The organism is Pantoea sp. SYBGC1 (assembly GCF_057197005.1).
Window position 1 is genome coordinate 115,612 of sequence record NZ_JBXUNM010000001.1, and the last position, 19,217, is coordinate 134,828.

21 protein-coding genes and 2 tRNA genes are annotated in these 19,217 nt (G+C 56.4%); 10 read left to right on the forward strand and 13 right to left on the reverse strand.

All coding sequences use genetic code 11. The features are described 5' to 3' along the window. Positions 1-79: 79 nt before the first annotated feature. Entirely contained in the window at positions 80-358 is a 279-nt protein-coding gene (yccX, locus tag AC2CF9_RS00500; RefSeq protein WP_150017283.1) for an acylphosphatase, read from the forward strand. Here the strand turns inward: yccX and AC2CF9_RS00505 are convergent, their stop codons facing one another. After that, positions 359-685: a TusE/DsrC/DsvC family sulfur relay protein gene (locus tag AC2CF9_RS00505; protein ID WP_150017284.1), complete on the reverse strand. Its 327-nt coding sequence runs from the start codon at positions 683-685 to the stop codon at positions 359-361. It lies immediately after the preceding gene. Between the two features lie 100 nt (positions 686-785). Next, entirely contained in the window at positions 786-1,442 is a 657-nt protein-coding gene (gene yccA, locus AC2CF9_RS00510) for an FtsH protease modulator YccA (protein ID WP_484556429.1), read from the reverse strand. A gap of 223 nt (positions 1,443-1,665) precedes the next feature. Here yccA and AC2CF9_RS00515 point away from each other — a divergent pair. The 3 genes from AC2CF9_RS00515 to agp all read left to right on the forward strand — a co-directional run bounded on the left by AC2CF9_RS00515 (position 1,666) and on the right by agp (position 3,732). Beyond that, positions 1,666-1,753, forward strand: a tRNA-Ser gene (locus AC2CF9_RS00515). A 34-nt stretch (positions 1,754-1,787) separates the two neighbouring features. Beyond that, positions 1,788-1,875, forward strand: a tRNA-Ser gene (locus AC2CF9_RS00520). A 231-nt stretch (positions 1,876-2,106) separates the two neighbouring features. After that, complete coding sequence (gene agp / locus AC2CF9_RS00525; protein WP_484556015.1) at positions 2,107-3,732, forward strand: bifunctional glucose-1-phosphatase/inositol phosphatase; 1,626 nt, start codon at positions 2,107-2,109, stop codon at positions 3,730-3,732. A gap of 68 nt (positions 3,733-3,800) precedes the next feature. On the opposite strand, the gene AC2CF9_RS00530 is transcribed toward agp, so the two are convergent. Genes AC2CF9_RS00530 through wrbA form a run of 3 tightly spaced genes read right to left on the reverse strand, consistent with a single transcriptional unit; the run spans position 3,801 to position 6,077 of the window. After that, a complete protein-coding gene (locus AC2CF9_RS00530) occupies positions 3,801-5,174 on the reverse strand; it encodes an NAD-dependent succinate-semialdehyde dehydrogenase (RefSeq protein ID WP_484556016.1) in 1,374 nt (457 codons plus the stop codon). A 54-nt stretch (positions 5,175-5,228) separates the two neighbouring features. Then, on the reverse strand, positions 5,229-5,459 hold the full coding sequence (locus tag AC2CF9_RS00535) for a YccJ family protein (protein ID WP_484556017.1): 231 nt from the start codon (positions 5,457-5,459) through the stop codon (positions 5,229-5,231). Positions 5,460-5,477: 18 nt separating this feature from the next. After that, positions 5,478-6,077 (reverse strand): NAD(P)H:quinone oxidoreductase, encoded by a 600-nt coding sequence (wrbA, locus tag AC2CF9_RS00540; protein WP_484556018.1) that lies wholly within the window; start codon positions 6,075-6,077, stop codon positions 5,478-5,480. Positions 6,078-6,346: 269 nt separating this feature from the next. Here wrbA and AC2CF9_RS00545 point away from each other — a divergent pair, with 269 nt between their 5' ends. Then, positions 6,347-7,261 carry a DMT family transporter gene (locus AC2CF9_RS00545; protein ID WP_150017287.1) on the forward strand — a complete coding sequence of 305 codons (915 nt, stop codon included), beginning with the start codon at positions 6,347-6,349 and terminating at the stop codon, positions 7,259-7,261. Here AC2CF9_RS00545 and rutG read toward each other — a convergent pair. The 6 genes from rutG to rutA are packed head-to-tail and all read right to left on the reverse strand — an operon-like array spanning position 7,258 to position 12,195. Beyond that, on the reverse strand, positions 7,258-8,583 hold the full coding sequence (gene rutG, locus AC2CF9_RS00550) for a pyrimidine utilization transport protein G (protein ID WP_484556019.1): 1,326 nt from the start codon (positions 8,581-8,583) through the stop codon (positions 7,258-7,260). The genes AC2CF9_RS00545 and rutG overlap by 4 nt on opposite strands. A 45-nt stretch (positions 8,584-8,628) precedes the next feature. Beyond that, positions 8,629-9,150: an NADH-dependent FMN reductase RutF gene (gene rutF, locus AC2CF9_RS00555; protein WP_039383691.1), complete on the reverse strand. Its 522-nt coding sequence runs from the start codon at positions 9,148-9,150 to the stop codon at positions 8,629-8,631. A gap of 16 nt (positions 9,151-9,166) precedes the next feature. After that, positions 9,167-9,970, reverse strand: a complete 804-nt coding sequence (rutD, locus tag AC2CF9_RS00560; protein WP_484556020.1) for a pyrimidine utilization protein D — start codon at positions 9,968-9,970, stop codon at positions 9,167-9,169. Continuing rightward, positions 9,970-10,365: a pyrimidine utilization protein C gene (gene rutC / locus AC2CF9_RS00565; RefSeq protein WP_039383696.1), complete on the reverse strand. Its 396-nt coding sequence runs from the start codon at positions 10,363-10,365 to the stop codon at positions 9,970-9,972. The genes rutD and rutC overlap by 1 nt, the downstream gene beginning before the upstream one ends. Positions 10,366-10,390: 25 nt before the next feature. Beyond that, positions 10,391-11,104: a pyrimidine utilization protein B gene (gene rutB / locus AC2CF9_RS00570; RefSeq protein ID WP_484556021.1), complete on the reverse strand. Its 714-nt coding sequence runs from the start codon at positions 11,102-11,104 to the stop codon at positions 10,391-10,393. Next, positions 11,104-12,195: a pyrimidine utilization protein A gene (gene rutA, locus AC2CF9_RS00575; protein ID WP_150017290.1), complete on the reverse strand. Its 1,092-nt coding sequence runs from the start codon at positions 12,193-12,195 to the stop codon at positions 11,104-11,106. The genes rutB and rutA overlap by 1 nt, the downstream gene beginning before the upstream one ends. Positions 12,196-12,489: 294 nt before the next feature. Here rutA and rutR point away from each other — a divergent pair, with 294 nt between their 5' ends. Both rutR and AC2CF9_RS00585 read left to right on the forward strand, forming a co-directional pair. After that, complete coding sequence (gene rutR, locus AC2CF9_RS00580; protein ID WP_484556022.1) at positions 12,490-13,125, forward strand: HTH-type transcriptional regulator RutR; 636 nt, start codon at positions 12,490-12,492, stop codon at positions 13,123-13,125. 19 nt (positions 13,126-13,144) lie between these two features. Further along, complete coding sequence (locus AC2CF9_RS00585; RefSeq protein WP_484556023.1) at positions 13,145-14,119, forward strand: metal-dependent hydrolase; 975 nt, start codon at positions 13,145-13,147, stop codon at positions 14,117-14,119. 41 nt (positions 14,120-14,160) lie between these two features. Here AC2CF9_RS00585 and cycA read toward each other — a convergent pair whose 3' ends face one another. Beyond that, a complete protein-coding gene (gene cycA, locus AC2CF9_RS00590) occupies positions 14,161-15,552 on the reverse strand; it encodes a D-serine/D-alanine/glycine transporter (RefSeq protein ID WP_039383706.1) in 1,392 nt (463 codons plus the stop codon). A gap of 286 nt (positions 15,553-15,838) precedes the next feature. Here cycA and AC2CF9_RS00595 point away from each other — a divergent pair, with 286 nt between their 5' ends. The 3 genes from AC2CF9_RS00595 (at position 15,839) to AC2CF9_RS00605 (ending at position 18,817) form a co-directional block, all read left to right on the forward strand. Then, on the forward strand, positions 15,839-16,537 hold the full coding sequence (locus tag AC2CF9_RS00595; protein WP_150017293.1) for an extensin-like domain-containing protein: 699 nt from the start codon (positions 15,839-15,841) through the stop codon (positions 16,535-16,537). An 822-nt stretch (positions 16,538-17,359) separates the two neighbouring features. Further along, entirely contained in the window at positions 17,360-18,082 is a 723-nt protein-coding gene (locus AC2CF9_RS00600; RefSeq protein ID WP_484556024.1) for an autoinducer binding domain-containing protein, read from the forward strand. A 123-nt stretch (positions 18,083-18,205) separates the two neighbouring features. Then, positions 18,206-18,817 (forward strand): acyl-homoserine-lactone synthase, encoded by a 612-nt coding sequence (locus AC2CF9_RS00605; protein ID WP_071668718.1) that lies wholly within the window; start codon positions 18,206-18,208, stop codon positions 18,815-18,817. 29 nt (positions 18,818-18,846) lie between these two features. Here AC2CF9_RS00605 and AC2CF9_RS00610 read toward each other — a convergent pair whose 3' ends face one another. After that, positions 18,847-19,074, reverse strand: a complete 228-nt coding sequence (locus tag AC2CF9_RS00610; RefSeq protein WP_145888126.1) for a DUF2594 family protein — start codon at positions 19,072-19,074, stop codon at positions 18,847-18,849. Between the last annotated feature and the right edge of the window lie 143 nt (positions 19,075-19,217).

Consider the following 19,217-nt stretch of genomic DNA (forward strand, 5'->3'; position numbering starts at 1 on the left):
CTATGCTTACCTGAAAAAATGAGGCGCTATTTTCCGGCGGATGGCGCCAAATTGCAACGCGGAATAGGGGAAAGGTACTATGGCTGAACGCAGCTGCACAATCCGGGTATATGGCATGGTACAGGGCGTGGGCTTTCGTTATCACACCCAGCAGCAGGCGAAAGCGCTGGGCCTGACCGGTTACGCCCGCAATCAGTCCGATGGCAGCGTCGAAGTGCTGGCCTGCGGTCCGGAACAGCAGGTCGAAACGCTAATCAGCTGGCTTCAGGCAGGCGGGCCGCGCAGTGCGCGGGTGGACAACGTCGTGACCGGGTCCTGTGAGCCGGCCGAACGACCGGCCAGCTTTACCACTGGCTGATCAGAGACACTTCGCCGGTTTAGGCAGGCCGGCAATTTTTGTCGCCTGCTTTGCCGGGCCGTCCGGAAAGAGGCGGAACAGATAGCGGCTGTTGCCTTTTTCCTCGCCATACTTTTTCGCCATCGCCTTTACCAGCATGCGTACTGCAGGCGAGGTGTTAAATTCCCGGTAGAAGTCGCGTACAAAGTGGACGACCTCCCAGTGAGCCTCGCTCATCTCAATGTTTTCCTGCCCGGCGATCGCCAGCGCTACCTCTTCACACCAGTCTGCGTGGTTAGTCAGATAACCTTCTGCATCCGTTACAATCTCACTGCCGTTAACAATCACGCGTTTTCCTCATCTGTTATCTGCGCGTATTGTAAATTCCCGCCGCCTGAAAAAGCAAAAACCCCGCCGGAGCGGGGTTTGCTTTTTGTGCGCTGCAGCGTTAGTCGCGGTTAGCGAAACCCAGCAGGCTCAGCAGGCTGACAAAGATGTTATAGAGCGAGACATAGAGTCCAACGGTTGCGCGGATATAGTTGGTCTCGCCACCATGAATAATGTTACTGGTCTCCCACAGAATGGCCCCTGCAGAGAAGAGAATGAAAAGCGCGCTAATAGCCAGATGCAGGGCCGGCAGCTGCAGGAACAGATTGGCTACGACCGCAACCAGCAGAACGACAAAGCCTGCCATCATCATACCGCCAAGGAATGACATGTCGCGGCGGGTAGTCAGTACATAGGCTGAACAGCAGAAGAAGACCAGTGCCGTGCCGCCCAGCGCCATGGCAATAACATCGCCCATGCCCGCGCTCAGAAACGAGCTGAGGATAGGCCCCAGGCAGTAGCCGAGGAAGCCGGTGAAGGCGAACGCTGCTGCTATTCCGGCCGGACTATTTGCCAGACGGTAGGTCAGAAACATCAAACCATAAAAACCTACCAGCATCAGGATCAAGCCGGGTGAGGGGAGTACATAGACCGTGCTCAGCGTGGCGGTCACTGCAGAAAACGCCAGCGTCAGGCCGAGCAGAAAATAGGTATTACGCAGGACTTTGTGAGTGCCGATCAGAGATTGTTGCTGTGATGAGCTGATAATTTTGTCCATCATTTACTCCTTAAAGAGAGAGGACACCTTACATGCGCTGAGAATACGCAGCGGGATCGGAACAGCAAAGGCGTTTTACCCATCTTTACGCGATAAATTGCTGTTTCAGTGAGCAGAATGCTGTTTTTGACGGCGAAAAAAACAAATCTGGCTGTTTTTCAGCCGAACGATTCATTCACCGCTTTACATCATCCTGGGGGATGTTTATAGTGCGCCTCATTGCGGAGGGGTGGCCGAGTGGCTTAAGGCAGCGGTCTTGAAAACCGCCGATGGGAAACCATCCGAGAGTTCGAATCTCTCCTCCTCCGCCACTTTATCTCTGCAGATAAAGTACAATCTGTATCCGGAGGGATGGCCGAGTGGCTTAAGGCAGCGGTCTTGAAAACCGCCGATGGGAAACCATCCGAGAGTTCGAATCTCTCTTCCTCCGCCAAATTTAAAGAAGCCCGCAGCGATGCGGGCTTTTTGCATTTTACGCTTTCCCGTCCCGAACCTTCCTGCTGCTCCAGCCCTGACGTTTACTGCTATAGTCCATTCACAGTTTTTATAAACAGCGGGCGATTTTCGTCAGCAAGCTGAGTTACACTGTGCAGTAATTCGCTCTTTGGCGGGCTAATCGTTTGAATGCCAGAGTGTTTCACTGATGAATTATGGAATGGGCACAATGATCAAAAAACTGAGTCTTTGCGCGTTGTCAGTTGTTGCGGCGCTTCCGGTAAGCCTGTCAGCGACCGCAGCAGAAGGGGATATGCAGCTTCAGCAGGTGCTGATGCTGAGCCGTCACAATCTGCGTGCGCCGCTGGCGACAAACGGTAGCGCACTGGAGCAATCCACTAAAAAGAGCTGGCCGCAATGGGATGTGCCGGGCGGTGAACTCACCACCAAAGGTGGCGTGCTGGAAGTCTACATGGGTAAATACACCCGTCAGTGGCTGACGCAGCAGGGGCTGCTGGCTGGCGGCAATTGTCCGGACACCAGCGATGTTTTCATTTATGCAAATAGCCTGCAGCGCACCGTTGCGACCGCACAGTTTTTTGCTGCTGGTGCCTTTCCTGGCTGTGACGTTGCGGTAACGCATCAGGATGCCATGGGAACGATGGATCCCATCTTTAATCCGGTGATTACCGATGACAGCGAAGCGTTTAACAAAAAAGCGCTGGCGGCGATGACGGCAGAGAATGAGAAGCTGGCCCTGAAGCCTGCGCTGCAGCGCCTGGAAAAGATTGTTGATTATAAATCGTCGCCTGCCTGCAATGGTAAAAAGCAGTGCACGCTGGACAGCGGTGATAACACTTTCAGCGCAGATAACGGCAAAGAGCCAGGCGTCAGCGGCCCGCTGAAAATCGGTAATTCCCTTGTTGATGCGTTCACGCTGCAATATTACGAAGGTTTCCCGGCCGAGCAGGTTGCCTGGGGGCAGATTAAAACGCCTGAGCAGTGGAAAGAGCTGGCGTCAGTTAAAAACGGTTATCAGGATGCGCTCTTCAGCTCGCCAGAGGTTGCACGTGAAGTTGCTGCACCGCTGGTGGATTACATCCGCAGCCAGCTGGTTGATGAAGATAAGGCCAGCGCACCTAAAGTGACGCTGATGGTAGGGCACGATTCAAATATCGCCTCGCTGCTCAGCGCACTGCAGGTGAAGCCTTACACTCTGCCGGGCAACGACGAGAAAACCCCTATCGGCGGACAGGTTGTATTTGAACGCTGGCACGATGGCAAAAATAACAAAGATCTGCTGAAAATAGAGTATGTCTATCAGACAGCCGATCAGCTGCGTAACGCAGATGTGCTGAGCCTCAAAAACCCACCAAAACGTGTCACGCTGCAGCTTGCCGGCTGTGATACTGATGCCAACGGCTATTGCAGCTGGGATCAGTTCTCTGCGGCGCTGAACAGCGCACTGCAGGGGACGCCTATGCAGCCTGCGGCCGCGCAGGAAGCGAAGCCGCAGCAGGCTGCAGACAATGCGCCGGACGCCGCTGCCGCAGAGAAACCGGCTGACGATAACGCTAAAGCTGAACAGGCGGCTGCGGATAAGGCGAAAGCGGACAAAGCAGCTGCAGATAAAGCCGCTGCGGATAAGGCGAAAGTGGACAAAGCAGCCGCAGATAAAGCCGCTGCGGATAAAGCGAAAGCGGACAAAGCAGCCGCAGATAAAGCAGCTGCTGATAACGCGAAAGCGGACAAAGCAGCAGAAGACAAAGCGAAAGCTGATGCGGCTGCAGCGCAAAACGCACAGCCGGAGGCGGCAGCCGGTAAATCCCCCGCTGAAGCGAAGCCAGCTCAGTAACCTGCTACTGCAGATTAACCGGCAGCAGGCTATAAAAAACCCCGCTCTGGCGGGGTTTTTTTGGGTTGTCAGCCGGCAATAACCACCAGTTTCTGATTGGCAAACTCTTTCAGACCGAGATCGGAAAGTTCACGTCCGTAACCGGAGCGTTTTACCCCGCCAAAGGGCAGCTCAGCTGCAGTATCACTCTGTGAATTGATAAACACCATACCGGTCTCAATCTGTGACGCCAGCCGGCGCGCGCGCGCAATATCCCGCGTCCAGATGGAGCCGCCAAGGCCATAGTGCGAATCGTTCGCCAGCGCCACGGCAGCCTCATCATTCTCTGCGATATAGAGCTGCGCAACCGGGCCAAAAAACTCCTGATAATAAGCGGGATTATCGGGCGTCAGGCCGGTCAGCAGAGTGGGCTGATAATAGCATCCGACGCCTTCAATAATGCGCCCGCCAAAACGCAGTTCTGCGCCATGCTCTACCGCCTCTTCAACCTGTCGCGCCAGCCGATCGCGCGCATCAAGGGAAGAGAGCGGTCCAAGCGTGGTTTTCTCATCCAGCGGATCGCCCGGCACAGCGGACTGCAGCGCGGCGCTGAATTTGCTCGTGAACGCCCCGGCGATCTGCGCATGCACAATAAACCGTTTAGCAGCGGTGCAGACCTGTCCGCAGTTACTCAGACGTGCCTGCACGCCCTGGCGTACCGCTTCATCCAGGTCAGCATCGTCCAGAACAATAAAGACGTCATTGCCGCCCAGTTCAAGGGTGGATTTTTTCAGATGTTTGCCCGCCTGCTGTGCCACCGCGCTGCCGGCGCGTTCAGAGCCGGTCAGCGCCACGCCCTGAACGCGATCGTCAGCGATAAGATCCGCCACCTGCTCATTGGAGATAAACAGGTTACTCCAGGCACCTTCTGGTGCACCCGCTTCACGTACCAGCTGCTCAAAGATATCCGCGCAGTGCGGCACAATATTGGCATGTTTTGCCAGTACCGGATTACCCAGCGCCAGATTAGGTGCCAGAACACGCATCAGCTGATAATACGGGAAGTTCCATGGCTCAACCGCAACGATAACGCCAATCGGATGATACTCCACCCAGGCTTCCCCGATTTCACTGGCATAGGGCTGAGGCTGCAGAAAAGCAGCGGCATGCTCAGCGTAATAACGTGCAATGCTGATGCAGACGCTGACTTCACCCCGGCTCTGACCAATCAGCTTGCCCATTTCGCGACTCGCTATGGTGGCCAGCTCCTCTTTGCGCTGCTCCATGAGATCGGCCAGGCGGCTCAGCACCTGGAGGCGTGGCTGGATGTCACCTTTGCTCCAGGCTGAGTGGTAGAGTGCATCTGCGGTTTCAAGCGCCTGTTGCACCCGGGCGTCATCATGCGCCTCCCAGTTTTTCAGCAGCTGATTATTTGCCGGATTGATGCTCTGGTAAGCCGTCATCGCGTCCCCCTGTTGGTGTTACCATAAAAAAAGGCGGGCTATGCCCGCCGGTTCTCACACGTTTTTGCGCTCGACAGGGACGTTGTCCCAGGTCAGAACATCCTGATCGGTTTTATCAAAAGCGCGCATCAGCACATCATCATTGCCCTGCTGCTCCCAGATCTGCTCTGCCAGTTTTTCATCGTAATTGGCAACTTCAAAGATCGCTTCTGCAATTTCCGGGGACGTCTGACGAATTTTCGCCCATTCGCCGACGCGATGTGCTCTGGACTGGTCTATAGACATAATGATCTCCTGTTGAATTTATCCTTTGAGTTTTACCGCCAGAGTGGCGACATGTTCACCCTGATAGCGGGCAATTTGCAGCTCTTCAGGCGTAGGCTGGCGTGAACCATCGCCGCCTGCCAGCGTCGATGCACCATAAGGCGTTCCGCCGCGCACCTGTGAGATATCAAACATCTCTTTGGTGCCGTAGCCGATCGGAATAATGACCATGCCGTGATGAGCAAGCGTAGTCCATACTGACGTTATCGTCAGTTCCTGACCCCCGCCGGTACCGGTGGAAGTAAACACGCTGGCCAGTTTTCCGTGCAGTGCGCTCGAGGCCCACAGCCCGCCGGTACGGTCCCAGAAGTTGCGCATCTGGCCTGACATGTTGCCAAAGCGGGTCGGAGTGCCGACGATAATGGCATCATACTGCGTCAGATCGTCCGGCGTTGCCTCAGCTGCCTGCTGATCGACCTTGCCGCCAACCTCAGCAAAACGCGCCGCATCCATACTTTCCGGCACGCGCAAAATAGTCACTTCGGCTCCGCTGACGCGCTGCACGCCTTCTGCAACCGCCTGCGCCATGGTTTCCACATGTCCATACATTGAGTAATAGAGCACCAGAACTTTTGCCATTGTGGTTCTAACCTCCCGGTAAGATAAGTAAAAAGAGTATAGAAGAGCATGCGCGGGCTGCCGGGAAATGGCGCTGCTGCCCGCTGAGATTCAGCGCGTTTAAAAAATTAAACTTTTGATTGTTAATATTAAAATGGCCTTTTTTCAGATGAGTCGTAATTCTGAACGCGAATCGCGTTGCTGCATGCTGGGCAGATAATCCCGGCCGGCTGTTGCGCCTGCAGGCCGGGTTACGCCAGAATGGCGCCTGGCTACTTATCAGGTGTTCTATGTCTGCGTTACCTGCACGTCCCTATCTGCGCATTACCCGTCAGGAGCTGGTGCTGATTTTTATCACCATGGTCTGGGGCGGCACGTTTCTGGTGGTGCACCGCGCCATGGCTTACTCCGGTCCGTTTTTCTTTGTCGGACTGCGATTCGCCACGGCGTCACTGCTGCTGGCCTGTTTTTTCTGGCGCTATCTGCGCGCGCTGACCTGGCTTGAGGTCAGGGCGGGCACCATGATTGGCCTGGCTATTGCGGGCGGCTATGGCCTGCAAACCTGGGGGATGCAGACCATCTCCAGCAGCCAGTCTGCCTTTCTGACAGCGCTCTATGTTCCGGTGGTGCCGCTGCTGCAGTGGCTGGTGCTGCGCCGGCCGCCGGGCATTATGGCGTGGCTGGGGATTGCGCTGGCGTTCAGCGGCCTGGTGCTGGTGGCGGGGCCGCAGCAGAGCGGCATCGCTCTCAGCGCCGGGGAGAGCGCGACCCTGCTGAGCACGCTGGCGATTGCTGCCGAAATCATTCTGATTAGCCGCTATGCCGGACAGGTGGATGTGCGGCGGGTAACGCTGGTGCAGCTGCTGGTCGCCTCTGCTTGCGCCTTTCTTTTTATGATCCCGAATGGTGAAGCGCTGCCGTCGTTTTCTCTGCCGCTGGTGCTGAGCGCTGCAGGTCTGGGCGCCGCCAGCGCCCTGATTCAGGTGACGATGAACTGGGCCCAGCGCAGTGTGTCACCGGTGCGCGCTACGGTAATTTATGCCGGAGAGCCGGTCTGGGCGGGGATTGTCGGGCGTCTTGCGGGGGAGCGACTGCCTGCGGCCGCGCTGCTGGGCGGCGCGCTGATTGTCTGTGGCGTGATTGTCAGTGAGCTGCGGCTGCGGCGTAAGAAAGCGGTGCCCGCTGAGGCACCGCAGAAGCCTTAACCGTGTGGCTGTGCAGCTGAACCGGCCGGCGCGCGGCTACGGTGCTGCAGAATGGCATTCAGGATAATGGCACCAAAGGTCGCTGTGCCGATACCGCCGAGCGTGAAGCTGCCGATCTTAAGCGCAAAATCGCCGGCGCCCAGAACCAGCGTGGTGGCGACCATGATCAGGTTACCGTTCTGCCCGAGATCGACCTGATTCTGCAGCCAGATACGGGCACCTGCCACCGCTATCAGGCCAAACACCACGATAGACGCGCCGCCTATGACCGGTGCTGGCACGGTATGGATGAGTGCGCCAAATTTCGGTGAAAAACCCAGCAGTATTGCGATCAGGGCCGCGGCGACGAACGCCAGCGTAGAGTAGACGCGCGTAACCGCCATAACGCCAATGTTTTCGGCATAGGTTGTCACGCCGCTGCCGCCGGCAGAGCCAGAGAGCATAGTGGCCAGCCCATCACCGACAAACGCCCGGCCCATCCACGGATCGAGATTGCGCCCGGTCATGGCTGCCACCGCCTTAATATGCCCCAGGTTTTCAGCAACCAGAATAATTGCGACCGGCGCGATCATCACTATCGCCTGCAGGTCGAACACGGGGGCGGTGGTGTGCGGTACGCCAAACCAGGCGGCGCGCGCCACGCCGCTGAAATCCACCGGTTTGCCGAGGCCGAAGCCATTGGTCAGCAGCGCATAGAACGCCCAGGCCACGATCAGCCCCACCAGGATCAACAGGCGCTGTACCAGCCCGCGCGTCATGACCGCCACCAGTCCGATACAGAGCACCGTCAGCACCGCCATCCAGCTGTCAAACAGGGTGGCGGAAACACTGTGTACCGCAATTGGCGCCAGGTTCAGGCCAATCGCCATGACGACGGCACCGGTGACGACCGGCGGCATCAGGCGCTCAATCCAGCCGGTACCCGCTTTCATCACAATCAGACCAATCAGGGTATAGAGCGCGCCGCAGGCGATAATGCCGCCCAGCGCCACGGAGAGATGAGTATTAATGCCCTGGCCGGTGAAACCGGTGACCGCAATCACCACGCCCACAAAAGCGGCGCTGGAACCGAGATAGCTCGGCACGCGTCCGCCGGTAATAAAAAAGAACAGCAGCGTACCCATCCCGGAGAGCAGCACCGCGAGATTGGCATCCAGCCCCATCAGCAGCGGCATCAGTACCGTTGCGCCAAACATTGCGACCGCATGCTGCAGCCCAAGCACCAGCGTCTGCCCGAGCGGCAGCGTCTCGTCCGGGGCGATCAATCCGTCTTCGGTCATAGCTGACTTAACGCGCCAGCGTGGAAACCAGGTACTCGCCATAGATCATCTCCTGAGAGTGAGTAGAACAGGCCGCGTTATGCGGTATCAGCGGGCATCCTGCCGGGAGAAGGTGTGATAACCGCGATCGAACCAGGCGAGCCCCTGACGCGCCTCGCCCTGGGCCACAGCCAGCACAGTACAGAACAGAATATCGTGTGTGCCGACGCTGACCCGCTGTGTTATCTCGCAGTCAAAGGAGATCAGCGCGGCCTCCAGCAGCGGAGCGCCGCTGGCAAGCGTCTGCCACTGCGCAGCGGCAAAGCGATCCGCCATCGCGGTTTTGCCCCCGAACAGCGTGGAGAGGGCGTGCTGGTCTGCCGAAAGGGTATTGACGCAGAGTGCACGGTTATCGCGAAACGCCGGCCAGGCTGAGGCGGAGCGGTTCAGGCAGACCAGCAGCGTCGGCGGGGAGTCGGTCACGCTGCAGACGGCGGAGGCGGTAAAACCGGCCACGCCAGCCGGGCCATCGGTGGTGATAACATTAACGGCTGCGCCCAGCTGCGCCATAGCGTTGCGAAAAGTGTCGCGATCGACTGCGGGTAAATCCGGAAGGGCATGTAGGCTCATGTTCAGACTCCTGATCTCAGCCCGCTGCCAGACAGGCTGGCTGAGCGGTCTCAGCCAGCCAGCGCAGCAGCAGCGTGTTAAAATTATCGCTATCGGTCACGCTCATGGCGTGGCCACCCCACGGCATGGTCAGCAGCTGGCCCTGCGGCAGCGCTGCCGCCAGCTGCGCTGAACAGCTCCACGGCACCAGCAGATCGTCCTGGCTGCAGATCGCCAGCACCGGCTGGGTAATGCGTGCAGCGCAGGCACGAAAATCTGCTGTTTTCAGCGCGTGCAGACGACGCAGCAGGTTCTCTGCGCCCTGAAAGTGCTGCTGGTGATGCTTCTCTTCTGCCTCAGCACGCGCCTGATGCTGCGCCAGCCATTCGGCGGGATAGAGAAACAGCGGCTGAGCGCGTACAAAGGCTTCAGTGCCCGCCTGCAGCAGCAGATCCTCTCTGACCTTAAAACAGCGCGCGGTATGGGGGCTGAGCGTCAGCCAGCCGTTGATGACCGCCACGCGCTCAACCCGATCGGGGTGATCCAGCGCCATTTGCAAACCAATCAGACCTCCGAGCGCATGGCCCGCCACGCTGTAGCGCGCGATCTGATGCTGTGCCAGCGCCTCCGCCAGCTCGGCTGCCATCATCGCCAGGCTGTAGCCTTCAGGCAGCGGCGCGGCGCTGCGCCCGGTGCCGCGTTGATCGTATGTGATAACGCGGTAGCGGGTGCTGAGCGCCGCCAGCTGTGGCTGCCAGAATCCGGCAACGCCACCGAGGCCGGATGCGAGGACCAGCGTGGGCGCATCGGCAGTGGTCAATCCGTGGAAATCCAGCTTCATTACGCCTCCGCCTGTCCGATGTGCGCCACAGACGCAATCTCAACCAGCGCGTCAGGTTTTACCAGACCGCACTGAATACAGAAGCGCGCGGGCTTATCGCCGGGAAAATAGTCGGCATAGACCTGATTCACGGCAGCGTAGTGCTGCCAGTCGGTAATGAAAATAGAGTTGAACGTGACATCTGCCATGCAGCCGCCAGCGGTTTCAATGACATTTTTGATGGTCTCCAGCACGTGGCGGGTTTGCGCGGCCGCATCGCCGACGTGAACCACGTTATTGTCCGCATCGAACGGCAGGGTGCCGGAAACGTACACCACGCCGTCAGCCAGCGTTCCGGGTACGAACGGGGCGATCGGCGTACTGCTGCCAGCCGGGATAATGACGCGTTTGGGCATAGTCTGATCTCCTGATAGCGAAAAGTTACTGGCCCTGCAGGGCTTCGCAGAACGTTTGTGTATCGCTGACCCAGCCGAAAAACGTTTCGATATTGAACAGTGCAGCCTGCTGCGCAAAATCAGGTCCGGCCTGATGCGTGGCGTCAGCCAGTACCACGCCGAAATATTCCAGAAAGAAGCCGTCACGCAGCGTGGACTCCACGCAGACGTTGGTGGCGATGCCGGTAAAAATCAGATGACGGATCCCGCGGCTGCGCAGCATGCTGTCGAGTGGCGTATTGAAAAAGCCGCTGTAGCGCGGTTTTGGCAGCACGATATCGCCCGGTTCGGGCGTCAGCGCATCCACCAGCGCATAATCCCAGGTGCCTTTCGCCAGCAGGGTGCCCTGCAGCTCAGGCTGGCGGCGCATGGTTTTCAGCGCATTAGATTTGTGAAAATTGGGAGAGCCCGCATCGCCTGCCTCTGTGTAATCGCTGTCCCAGCCGTTCTGGAACCAGATAATCTGTACGCCGGCGGCGCGTGCCGCGGTGACCGCCTGATGAATTCTGGCGATAACCGGCTCGGTAGCAGAGACGTCAAATCCCGCCAGGTCGAGATAGCCGCCTTTAGTGGCGTAAGCATTCTGCATGTCGACGACAATCAGCGCGCTCTGAGCCGGAGGCAGGGTGATCGCCTCCGGACGGGCGGGCAGAGTGATATGCGGTGTGGTGCCGGTGTGTGCGCAGGTGACGGTTTTCATTATGCTACCTCCTGCGCCGCGGCGATCACGTTGCGACGGCACTGCATCAGCGGCTGTATGCGCTGGCCGAACGCTTCAATACCCTCCAGGAAATCATCAAAGGTCAGCAGCACGCCGTGCGTACCATCAACCTGAGCCACTTCATCCAGCATGCGTGCCACGCTGGCGTAAGAGCCAACTAACGTGCCCATATTGATGTTAACGGCGGAGGTCGGGTCAGCCATCTGACGCACGTTGGTATCGCTGCCTGAACGGGTATCCTGCTGGCTCTGGGTGGTGAGCCACGCGAGCGCCTCTTCGTCGGCGCCAGCTTTGTAGTGCTCCCATTTTGCGCGGGCCGCTTCGTCGCTCTCGGCGGCGATGATCATAAACAGAACGTAGGAGCCAACATCGCGGCCCGCCTGCTCAGCAGCAAGCTTCATGCGGGCTGCGGTCGGTGCAAAAGCGGCTGGCGTATTAACGCCCTTACCAAAGCAAAAGTTATAGTCGGCATGCTGAGCTGAAAACGCCATGCCCGCATCACTCTGTCCGGCGCAGATCACTTTCATTGGCTTCTGCGGCCGCGGACTGACACGACAGTCGTTCATCGTGAAAAAATCACCTTTGAAGTCGCTCTGGCCGGTTCCCCATAAATCGCGCAGCACCGTGACATATTCAGTCAGGTATTGATAACGACTGGCAAAATAGTCATCCCCCGGCCAGATCCCCATCTGCTCATACTCTGGTTTCTGCCAGCCGGTGACGAGGTTTACGCCAAAGCGTCCGCCAGAAATTGAGTCGATGGTCGCAGCCATACGCGCCACAATGGCGGGTGGCAGCGTCAGCGTGGCAGCCGTGGCGTAGATCTCAATCCGCGAGGTGACTGCCGCCAGGCCAGCCATCAGCGTAAAGGACTCCATATTGTGATCCCAGAACTCCGTTTTGCCGCCGAAGCCGCGCAGCTTGATCATCGAGAGCGCAAAATCGAAGTGATAGTGCTCAGCGCGCTGCACAATCGCTTTATTGAGTTCAAAGGTAGGCATGTACTGCGGCGCATGCGTGGAGATCAGCCAGCCGTTATTGCCAATCGGAACAAAGACACCAATTTTCATATGTCACCTCTTTGCAGTGATAGGACGGTTTCACGCGCTGCACTGCTTCCTGCACGCATCCTGCGGGCGGCGCTCTCTCTCCTGATTGCAAGTCGCGTGCCACATAAATAATTTTGATATTTATCAGTGAGATATAAACCGCCGATCGACCAGCCGGAACGGCGCCGCGATTTTCAGACCATTTGGTCAAAACAAATGCACAGCGATCAGGCAGCCGTCGGGCAAAAAAGGTGCAGACCGCCATATCTGCCAGCTGTGTTATGATGTGAATTCACGACAGGGAGAGGTAACAGTATGAAAAACGATGAGAAAAAACCGCGCCGTCGTTCGCAGGCGGCAACAGCAAAACGCGCCGCTATTCTGCAGGCGGCGCTGGCGCTGTTTTCCCAGTTCGGTATTCATGGCACCAGTCTTGATCGCGTGGCTGAGGGAGCCGACGTGTCAAAAACAAATCTGCTCTACTATTACCCTTCAAAGGAAGTGTTGTATGTCGCCGTGCTGAAAGAGATTCTGGATGTCTGGCTGGCACCGCTGCGCGCGCTGCGCGCCGACCAGGATCCCCTGACGGCCATTCGCCACTATATTCGCCTGAAGCTTGAGGTCTCCCGCGATCATCCTCAGGCATCCCGGCTGTTCTGTCTGGAGATGCTTCAGGGGGCACCGCTGCTGCGTGGTGAACTGGCGGGCGACTTAAAAGCGCTGGTAGAGAGCAAGGCGGCGATTGTTGAGCAGTGGAGCAGCGCCGGACAGCTGGCTGCCGTGCAGCCGCAGCATCTCTTTTTTATGCTCTGGGCCACCACGCAGCACTATGCTGACTTTGCCTCGCAGGTTGAGGCGGTCACCGGGCAGACGCTGCAGGATCCCGGCTTTTTTGCACAGACGTTGCAGAACGTAGAGCGGATGATTATCGAAGGCATTCGCGTGCGCTAACGATTGATGGAGGAGAAGCATGGATTCGCTGTCGCAACTGGCGCTGGGCGCTGCAGTTACCGTTGCCGTCATGAACCGCCGGGTACCGGTATGGCAGGCGGCTCTGGCGGGGGCCGTCGCCGGCACGCTGCCGGATCTGGATGTGTTCGTCGATCACGGCGACGCAATACGCAATATGACGCTGCATCGCACCGAGAGCCATGCGCTGCTGATCCTGACGCTGCTCGCGCCGCTGGCCGGCTGGCTAGTTGCCGGGGTTACCCGCAGCAAAACGCACTGGCGCAGCTGGTGCCTGGCGCTCTGGCTGGCGCTGATCACCCATCCGCTGCTCGATCTCACTACCGTGTACGGTACCCAGCTTGGGCTGCCGCTCACCGACTATCCGTTTGCCATCGGCAGTATGTTTATTGTCGATCCGCTCTATACGCTGCCGCTGCTTGTGGCACTGGGCGTAGCGCTATGGCGGCGTGATGCCACTGGCGTGCGCTGGACCCGCCTGGGCCTGTTAATCAGCACGCTTTATCTGGGCTGGAGCATGGTGATACAGGGTGTCGCCACGCGGCAGATTGAACAGCAGCTGGCGCAGCAACAGGTTGTATCACAGCGGCTGCTGGTCACGCCGACGGCGTTCAATACGCTGGTCTGGCGCACGGTCATTATTACGCCCGATCGCTATGGTGAAGCGTACTGGTCACTGTTTTCACCCCGGCGGCCGTTACAGATTGCGTGGCACGATCGTCAGATGGCGCTGCTGACCCCTTTCAAAGGGCAGTGGCATGCGGAGCGCGTCGTCTGGTTCAGTCACGGTTTTTACGCGCTGCGTCAGCAGGCGGGCAATACGCTGATCAGCGATTTGCGTATGGGTGAGGCGCCCGATTACACCTTTACTTTTAATCTTGGCAGACCGGCAGCGCCGGCAGCGGCGCCGCAGCGTGAGGCGGCCGCACGCCCGTCACTCCAGCGTGCCTGGCATCAGTTTCGGCAGCGGTTATAAATGAAAAAGGCCCGCAGCAGCGGGCCTTAAACAGAAGGGGATCAGGCTTTACGGCGCCGCAGCAGCCAGCCCATGGTGAGCAGCATAAACCACAGCGGCGTAACCATCAGCGCCTGACGGGTATCCTCCTGCAGCGTCAGCAGCACCAGCACGAAAGCAAAAAATGCCATGCAGACCCAGCACATAATCTTGCCCAGCGGCATCTTGAACGTTGACGACGCGTGACGCTGCGGATGCTGTTTACGGTAGGCCAGGTAACTGCAGAGAATGATGGTCCAGACAAACATAAACAGAATAGCGGATACCGTGGTCACCATGGTAAACACCGTCATCACATCCGGGATCAGGTAGATCAGCGCGACGCCGCCCAGCAGGCAGAGACAGGAGAAGAACAGGCCGGTGGTGGGTACGGCGCGTGCAGAGAGACGACCAAACGCCTTATGCGCCACGCCCTGTTCTGCCAGGCCATACAGCATGCGGCTGGTAGAAAAAATGCCGCTGTTGGCTGACGAGGCCGCTGAGGTCAGTACCACAAAGTTAACGATGCTCGCAGCAGCGGGCAGGCCAATCAGCACAAACATCTCTACAAACGGGCTGCGATCCGGCATTACCTGATTCCATGGCGTAACGGCCATGATCACCAGCAGTGCCAGCACGTAAAACATAATAATGCGCAGCGGTATGGCATTGATGGCGCGGGGCAGAACCTTGTGCGGATCTTTGGTCTCTGCCGCGGCGGTACCTACCAGCTCAATACCGACAAAAGCGAACACGGCGATCTGGAAGCCGGCGAAAAAGCCGCTCAGTCCTTTCGGGAACATCCCGCCATGCTGCCAGATATTGCTGAGCGATGCCGTGCTGCCGCCGGGTGAAGGGTAGTGCGTGCTGACCAGCACAATGCCGGTAATAATCAGGGCAACGATGGCGACAATTTTAATAATCGCAAACCAGAACTCCATTTCCCCAAAGAGTTTGACCGTGGCGATATTAAGCGCCAGAAAGACAAAGACGCACAGCAGCGCGCTCATCCAGATAGAGAATCCGGGGAACCAGAGCTGAAAATAGGCGCTGATGGCGACCACATCCGCAATGCCGGTGACGACCCAGCAGAACCAGTAGGTCCAGCCGGTGAAGTAGCCCGCCCACGGACCGAGCAGATCGGCCGCGAAATCGCTAAATGATTTATATTCCAGATTAGAGAGCAGCAGCTCTCCCATCGCGCGCATAACAAAAAACAGCATGAAGCCGATGATCATATAAACAAAAACGATCGACGGACCCGCCAGGCTGATGGTTTTGCCTGACCCCATAAAGAGCCCAGTTCCGATAGCGCCGCCAATCGCAATAAGCTGAATATGACGGTTATGCAGGTTGCGCCGGAGTTTTTCCGGCTGTTCAGCCTCACTGAGGGCTGCTTTGGATTGATCAACCATAAAGATAGCTTTCCTGTCTTGATGTTGTGTCAGCTCTGATGGCTGTTGAAATACGTGCCTTTGCACAGGGCAAGAGCGCATAAGATAGAGGAAAGGCCACCGGGTCTGGTAATTGTTTTTTAACCTTTGTGACCTTTTGCGTTTTTTGCTCTGTCAGCAAATATTTACATGGTTGCTCTTTTGGTCACTTTGCGTAAATAAGCAGCGTTTTTTCCCGGAAGAACAGGCAGATGAGGCAGGCCAGCTACACTTAGTCACAGGTTTACAATGTGATAAGGCAGAGATCGTGCGCGCACTCATTGCGACAGGAATAATTGCTCTGGCGGGGTGGTGGAGTTTGCCCTGGCTGAAATCGCAGCTTCCGGCGCAGTGGAATCCGTTTATTCCGCTTAACGTCACGGATGCGCCAGGCTGGATAACGCGTTACAAGCTGGAGAAACTGCGTCACGATCCAGCCGCCTGTCTGGCGGTGCTGGAGCGCGCCAGTGCGCAGGGGCGGGTAAGTTTTCGCACGACGCCTCCGGTGCGGGGTGACTGCACCATTGAACAGCCGGTTCGTATCAGCCAGTTTGGACCAGTTACGCTCAGCAGCAGTTTTCTTGCCAGCTGTCCGATGGCCGTGGCAAGTACAATGTATGTCACGCGCAGTAATGCTGCACTACAGCAGGCGGGTATCACCAGTCCGCTGCGACGTATTGAGCATGTTGGCAGCTACGCCTGCCGCAACGTCTATCATCGCCAGCAGGGACGCCGCAGCGAACACGCTACGGCAGAGGCGTGGGATGTCACCGCTTTTCAGCTGGCCGATGGTCGCTGGTTACGGGTCGCCAGAAACTGGCAGCAGCCCGCCAGCAGCGCGGCGGGTTTGCATGCGCTCTGGCGCAACGGCTGTGCCAGCTTTGGAAACGCACTGGGGCCGGATTACAATGCAGCTCACACCACACACTTTCATCTGGGCATGCGCGGCGGCGGATTTTGCCGCTGAGACAGCAGGCCGTTAATTTTAAAGCCAGGCAGACTTAATAGTTAATTTGCGGCAACGCTATTTTAGATCCAGTTCGTTAAAGACGCGACAGGCGTAATGACAAATGAGAACCATTACTCAACTAATTTTTAATATTGAAATAAGTCTGCATTAAATAACGCCCGTCTGTTTTGATAATGACACATGCCTGAAGAATTTATTCACTCATCGGAGATTAACGCGGGTGCCGGTCTCAGACTCTCCAGACCAATCTGCAGCGGATATCATCATATTGTAAGAATTATATTTGTCAGCCGCCTTACTATGTTTCCATTTCAGCGGCTGACAGCAGCTTATGCTAAACCGGCAGGCCGCACTGCCGGGAAGTTGTGTCATCACGCGTGGCGCTGGCATCAGCGTGGCGCTGATGCAGGCAGCTCGGAAGTGCCGATCGCCAGATGTCACTTTAATTATAAGTGGAATTAAAAACCGTCCATGACTAAATCATTTAGCACTTTTAATAGAAGGTTAATCTCTCTGCTTATCATTATTTTACTTAAAATCGATGCTAAACTTTTATCCATCTAATAATTAATTTTAATGGCTGTAAGATTGAAACTTTATCAGAAAAATCCTATGCTGGTTTCACGTATCTTTACCCGCTAGAGACCTGGTAATCAGGCCACGGTTGCGCTTGCTGCCTGGTAACAACCCGATAACTTTCCCGCTGTTAACGCAATCTTCAGCAGGAACCTTTTTATTCATTCCGTTCAGATTACGTCTCACAGATATAATCGGACAAGCATCAGATTAATAAAAGGCGTTAAATACGTCAGGATAATAATGACTACCGATAATTATTTTGTCTGGCGTGCCGAAACAGAAAGCGCGTTTCAGGCGTTGACGGAGGTGGTGCAATTAAAAGCACTGTTGCAAAAGCAAGTCGTCACACTGGGATTCGACTTCTTTGCATTTTTAGTGCAGCAGCCGGTTCCCTTCACCCGACCGCGTTTTTTCCTGTTCAGCACCTACCCTGAATCCTGGATCCGGCATTATGAACGGCATAACTACTATGCCGTCGATCCGGTACTGCGACTTTGCCAGAAGCCCGGGAAAGGGATTGAGTGGTGCGCTGAGATTTTCAGCGAGGCGGCTAATCTTTGGCCAGATGCGCAGGCGGCGGGACTCCTGAGCGGCTTTTCTTGCTCAGCGATGGCATCAAATCGTGCCATTGGTATATTATCAATAGCATCACGCCAGCCCGGACGCTCCAGGCACCGCACCGTTGAGCTTGAAGTACAGATAAACTTTCTGGCGGCCCTGAGCTTACAGGTTCTTGAGCGCTTAAAAGATAGCTCAATGGTGGTGCTGGCCAAGGGGTTTAGCGAGCGGGAGCTGGAAATTTTGAAATGGACAGCTGAAGGAAAAACCTCGGCAGAGATTTCGCTTATTTTGGCAATATCAGAACATACGGTGAATTTTCATCAGAAAAACATGCAAAAACGTTTTAACGTTTCAAATAAAACGCAGATTGCTTGTTATGCCGCAGCGACAGGTCTGATATAGCAAAAGGCAACTACTAATACTGGTAGTTCCCTATCCGTATTGAGTTGTCTACCCTGCGCCGGAAACTTAGCCAGGCTGGCACGATAAAAATCATTGCACACATGGGGATGTCAGAGGCGCATGATGAAAATAATTCAAACACAGCTAAAGGATATGCCTTCCTCACTGCTAGCCGAACTGGGTACCTATCGTTACAGCGTATTTGCGCGTGGCGAAGGCTGGTCAATTCCTCCGCGGCTGAGCACACCGGGGCAGGAGTACGATCGCTACGACCGTTCAGACGTGACCTGGCTTATCGCCTGGAATGCACGTAAAGGCATTTGTGGCTGCGCGCGATTACTGCCGTGGCATGAACCGGAAGTCGCTGAAGGTATCATTCTGCCGTTTGCGCAGGATAAAGTGTGGGAGATGTCGCGCTACTCCGCCCGGCTGGAGGTGGATGCGGAATTACCGCTGAATATCCTGTGGCACTCGGTGCAACTGGCAGAGCTGAGCGGCATGGAGTATCTGATTAGCTCAGCCACACCGATGCTGGAGAAGATGTTTGCGCAGCATAATGTGGTCTATGAACCGCTGACGCCGGGATTGATCCAGTCAGAAGATAATCTGTTCGCTATCCGGATCCCGGTTGAACAGCCTGCACTGGCAGAAAAATATCGCGGCACGCGGCGCTTTAGTCCGGAAGAGGTGCTGCCTTCGCTGGGCGTCTCCGTTAACTGGCAGGCGCATAACTAAAACCCCGTGCGGCGCACGGGGCTGGCCGCTTACTGACGGTAGGCGGTTTTAATCTGACGGATGGTATTGCTGAATACTTCAGCCTGAGGCTTATCAGCCAGCGCATTCTGCACATAGCGTTCCATATTGATAATTACTTTGCCGGCGTCTGCCTGTCCCATGCCTTTGAGAATCAGAGTAACCATCATTTTGAGGCAGGCAACTTCGTCAGCCAGTGCCTGAGTATCACGCGACGTTACGAAATCTTCATCACTCATCTTCAACTCCCTGGTGGTATCGATTTACACAGATTCTGTCTTTCCGTGCATAAAACAGAGAGTATATCATAGGTTTGCTTTCTCTTTCAGAGACCAGAAAAATCATTATTCGATCCAGTCAGAAGCAGGGCAGAGCAGGCCGT